This window comes from Trinickia sp., assembly GCF_036503415.1.
Taxonomy (GTDB): domain Bacteria; phylum Pseudomonadota; class Gammaproteobacteria; order Burkholderiales; family Burkholderiaceae; genus Trinickia.
This window is the reverse complement of record NZ_DASXWY010000073.1, coordinates 1-4,567: the sequence shown is the minus strand read 5'-3', so window position 1 is coordinate 4,567 and position 4,567 is coordinate 1. Positions and strand designations below refer to the sequence as shown.

6 protein-coding genes are annotated in these 4,567 nt (G+C 64.1%); 4 read left to right on the top strand and 2 right to left on the bottom strand.

All coding sequences use genetic code 11. The features are described from left to right. The 3 genes from VGL01_RS10185 to VGL01_RS10175 form a co-directional block, all read left to right on the top strand. Positions 1–561: cytochrome c oxidase subunit 3 (locus VGL01_RS10185; RefSeq protein ID WP_331568877.1), on the top strand; the 561-nt coding region annotated here is incomplete at its 5' end. A 22-nt stretch (positions 562–583) separates the two neighbouring features. After that, positions 584–1,009 carry a hypothetical protein gene (locus VGL01_RS10180; RefSeq protein ID WP_331568875.1) on the top strand — a complete coding sequence of 142 codons (426 nt, stop codon included), beginning with the start codon at positions 584–586 and terminating at the stop codon, positions 1,007–1,009. 4 nt (positions 1,010–1,013) lie between these two features. Continuing rightward, positions 1,014–2,441 carry a cytochrome c gene (locus VGL01_RS10175; protein ID WP_331568873.1) on the top strand — a complete coding sequence of 476 codons (1,428 nt, stop codon included), beginning with the start codon at positions 1,014–1,016 and terminating at the stop codon, positions 2,439–2,441. A gap of 323 nt (positions 2,442–2,764) precedes the next feature. On the opposite strand, the gene VGL01_RS10170 is transcribed toward VGL01_RS10175, so the two are convergent. Continuing rightward, complete coding sequence (locus VGL01_RS10170; RefSeq protein WP_414720216.1) at positions 2,765–3,292, bottom strand: PRC-barrel domain-containing protein; 528 nt, start codon at positions 3,290–3,292, stop codon at positions 2,765–2,767. A gap of 464 nt (positions 3,293–3,756) precedes the next feature. Between VGL01_RS10170 and VGL01_RS10165 the strand changes: the two genes are divergently transcribed. Beyond that, positions 3,757–4,089: a chemotaxis protein gene (locus VGL01_RS10165; protein ID WP_331568871.1), complete on the top strand. Its 333-nt coding sequence runs from the start codon at positions 3,757–3,759 to the stop codon at positions 4,087–4,089. A 12-nt stretch (positions 4,090–4,101) separates the two neighbouring features. Here the strand turns inward: VGL01_RS10165 and VGL01_RS10160 are convergent. Continuing rightward, positions 4,102–4,567, bottom strand: a 466-nt coding sequence (locus VGL01_RS10160) for a creatininase family protein (protein ID WP_331568869.1), incomplete at its 5' end; no start/stop codon positions are given.

Here is a 4,567-nt window from a genome sequence, read left to right as displayed (position 1 = left end):
AGTGCCGGCAATCGTTCCAGCGGCTGGCTTGGCTGTCTGATGCTGATCGCGACCGAGGGCGCGTTGTTCGGCTATCTGATCTTCACTTATCTGTACCTCGCGGTGCAGACCACGCGGCATTGGCCGCCCGAGGGTTTGCCCAAGCTTCCGCTCGGTGCAATCAATACGTTGATTCTGCTGTCGAGCAGCGGGTTCGTCTGGTATTGCGAGCGCATGGTGCGCCGCGCGCGTCTGCGAGCTGCCGTTGTATCGATGACGATCGCGATTGTGCTCGGCATCGTATTCGTAGGCATTCAGCTCCACGAGTGGCATGGTCACCCATACGGGCCGCTCGCCAATCTGTACGGGTCGCTTTATTTCACGATCACCGGCTTTCATATGGCGCACGTGCTGATCGGCCTCGTGGTGCTCGCCTTGCTGGATGCATGGACGGCGCTCGGATATTTCGACGAGCGACGGTGCGCGGCGTTGACGATCGGCAGCATGTATTGGCATTTCGTCGACGTGGTATGGCTCTTCATTTTCACTACGATCTATTTGACACCCTATTGGATCGGATAACGGTTTGTCGATGGTGGCTCCGATGGCAGACAGCGCGAATGAACAACGTGTGATCGGCGAGACGCCCGTGGCGCCGTGGCGCGTTTTCGTTGCAATACTTGCCGCACCGGCGGCATGGACGCTGCAGGTCTGTATTGCGGAGGCGCTCGTTGCGCAAAGTTGTTTTCCCTACGATGCGCCGATGCGCGCATCGTATGCGGGCGCGGCGCTTCGCGCTGTCATCGGCATCAGTGCCGCTGCGCTGGTGGTGGGCATTGCGGGAGCATGCTTGTCTTGGCGCAACTGGCGCCGCCTCGCCGATCGAGCGAACGACGCGCCCCCGCGCGCCGACCGGACGTTATTGAACGGTGAGGCGTTCGTTGCCAAGGTCGGGTTCATGTCCAGCCTGTTGTTTCTCTTCGCGCTCGTGGCAACCGACGTTGCCGTCGCCCTCGTTTCCGGGTGTTGAGATCATGAACAAGGGAACGGCGCAATTCGATCGGGGTCTGGGCGACGCGGTTTGCGCGCTGCAACTGGCCCGGGCTGCGCGCGGCGTTGCGGTCATGCTCGCGTTCGCCGCGGGGATCGTTTTGTCGTCGCGCCTTGCGATTGCCGACGCGGCGCCTGCTGCGCCCACGCCCACGCCCGCACACGCCGCGAGTGCCGATTCGGCGTTGGTCGCGCGCGGCGCGTATCTGGCCAAAGCGGCCGATTGCGCGGGATGCCATACGGCGGCGCCTGCCGGGAATCCGCCACAGCCTTCCGCGCCATTCGCGGGCGGGCTGCCGGTGCGCTCGCCGTTCGGCATCATCTGGTCGAGCAACATCACGCCGGATCCGGAGGCTGGAATCGGCCGATACCGTTACGAGGATTTCGTTCGAGCTGTGCGCGACGGCATTGCGCCGGGCGGAAAGCATCTCTATCCCGCGATGCCTTATCCGTCGTTCGCGAAGATCAGCGACGACGATATGCGGGCGCTTTACGCCTATTTCATGCACGGCGTGCAGCCGGTGCCGAAGCGGCCGCCGCAAACGCAGTTGCCGTTCCCGTTCAATCAACGTTGGGCGCTCGTTTTCTGGAACGAGTTCTTCGCGCCGCACGAGCGATTCAAGCCGGACGAGAATCGTGGCGCCGCGTGGAATCGCGGTGCCTACCTCGTACAGGCGCTCGGACACTGCGGGGCGTGTCATACGGGCCGTGGCCCGGCTTACGAAGAGCGCGGCTATAGCGACAAGGACCCCCTGTTCTTGACGGGCGGCACCGTCGATCATTGGTTCGCACCGAACCTGACGGGCGATCCGGCTTCCGGGCTCGGGCGGTGGTCGGAGGCGGACATCGCATCGTTCCTGAAGCGTGGACACGGCGCCGGTGCGGCGGCTTTCGGCAGCATGGTCGAAGTCATCGAGAACAGCGGGCAATACCTCACCGATACCGATCTCGAGGCGATCTCGACCTACCTGAAGACGCTTGTGCCGCGGCGGCGCAATGGGCTTGCCGACACCGATCCCGCCAAACGTCAGCGTACCGTCGATGTGTTGCGCACGGGTGCGATCAATCAGCCGGGCGCGGGACTGTACCGGGGTTTCTGCGCGCGTTGCCATCATGACGACGGAATGGGGGAGCCGGGTAAATACCCGCGGCTTGCCGGTAGTGCGGTGGTGCTGGCACCGGAGACGACCTCGCTCGTGCGACTGTTGATCGAGGGAGGATCGACTGCCAAGACCCAGGATGGACCGAAGCCTCAGGAGATGCCTGCGTTCGGCGGCAAGCTCACCGATACGGAAATGGCGCGCGTGCTGACGTTCGTGCGCAACGCCTGGGGCAATCAGGCAGCGCCCGTCACGACGCGCGAGGTTCGCGAGCTGCGGAGCGCGATTGCAAAGACGGCGGCGAGCAAGTGACCCGAGTCATGCGTCGGGCTTTCGCCGAGGGAGTGTTCGATGAAAGCGTATGCGCGAGCGGCGGGATGGATAGCATTGCTTTGGGCGGGCGTTGCTGCTGCCCAGGGAACGGTGATGAACGGCGATTCGTCCGGTGCGGCCCGTAAGCCCGGCACGCAAGGCGCCGTTGGGACGGCGGGCGCATCGGCTGTGAAACGGGCCGCGCCGGCTGCGGGCGCCTCGGAGGGCGCGTCGCAATCAAGAGCGGGGAAGCACGCGAGCGAGGCCGCGAGCCCCCAATGATCGACTGACGATCACGAGGGGCCGTTAGCTGTCACGAGCGGTCAAAGCTTGACCCCGCCGGACTCCGGCGCATCGGGGTCGAGATCTTCCGCGCCGACACCGCGCCCGCGCTCGTACTCGTCGTCCGCCCCGAGCTGCTGCCAGTACGGCTCACGCCCGTAGTACTGGTGCAGCGAAGTCGCCCACGTCCGATCCGCCATCGTCGGCCAATGATCCTTGTCGAAGCCCGGGGCGTTTTTCACGCGCTCCGACGACAGCGAAAGCAGAAAACACTTCCGGGTCGTGTCCAGCGTCAATGCGCTCCACGGAATGGCCATCAGCTTGTCGCCTATCCCGAGAAAACCGCCCGACGACATCACGACATAAGCGATACGCCCGGTCTGCACATCGAGCATGATCTCCTTGACCTTGCCGACTTCCTCGCCATCGGTGCTGAGAATCTTGTCGCTATCGAGTGTGCTGGCAGCCATCACCTCGGGCCCCGGACCCGCTGAGGTTTCGCTGCCCTTGCCCACGATGTGGGCGCCCATCGACGGTGTGGTCGTGGATGAAGACTTCTGAGTACGCATGGCGTCCTCCTTTTTCAGTGTCGTATCGAATCTGCCGCACGCTGCAAATTTCGCCTGCGCGCGCTCGCGCCGGTCACGGCCGGCGCGATGACCGTTCAAGCAACGATCGTTCCTTCGCGGGGTGTCAACGGCGAGTTTTCCCGCCCCCGTCGATCCCGCTGCCGGTGCGCCAGACTGCCTTTCCGGCTTCCGACAGTTGTCCGCTGCTATGCGTCTCGTCGGGTTGTGTCCCTTCCTCGGCCATCTTCCCTCCAGGCGGTTCGAGAGACGGCAACGATCGGCCTTTTCGCGTCGCAACGCGTTCGTCCTGCGACCGGCCGGCGTGTGCTTTCATGAGATGCCTCCTGAGCTAGTGAGAGTCGCAACTCATTCGTGCCGCATCGATCGTGCCGGCCTCGCCGCGGGGGCAGGCGCGCTCGATGCTGACTTCCTGGATGAACGTTCACCTCGATAGGAGAAAGCTCATGAGCAGCACGCTCGATCCAGACAATCCGCTCCCGGGACGCGATGAAAGCGGGGCGGAAAAGGGCCGCGATACCGGCGCGCTCGGCCCGAGCGATTCTTCCGACAGCGGCAGCGACATTGCCGGGGCAAAACGGCACGACTTCGATCGGGATACGGAACTCGACGAGCACGCGCTGGAGACGGGAGATGCCGAACTCGCAAGCGATACCGATCGGGCCGGAACCGGCGAGCGAGCGTCGGCGGACGGCGACTCGACGCTCGAGGAAGATGCGGATATCTCGCCGGATCGCGTCGACAGTCCCTTCGAACGAGGTACCGACACCGAGCCATGACGCGCAACGGCGCTACAGCGCGGACTGCGTGCGCCGTTGCTCGTCCAGAACAAACTCATGGCGTACAGCCGTCGCCATGCCGGCGACCATGTCCGCGACCAGCAACCGCCCCTTCTCGCTCGTCGAATCCTTCGCGGACGACAGGACGCCGCTCGACGGAACCCACGCGGTGCGGGCCGGATACATATCGTAGACGGGGAATTGCGCGGGGCCGTGCTCCGGGATTCGGTCGAGCGAGACCAACTGCGGATAGTAATGCAGCATCATCGACGTCTCGATCACCGCGGCGTGCTCGAGCGCGATGCCGGGAAAGCCATCCGGAAAAACCGCATCGAGAGTTTCCTTGCGACAGAACTCCCAATGCTCGGCCCGCATGACTTCCATGCCGCTGTGCTCCCCGATCTCACGCATCGCGAGTTCGATCCCTTCGGTGACGAACCACTGGTTCTCGAAATGTCCGACGACGATCGCGAGACGC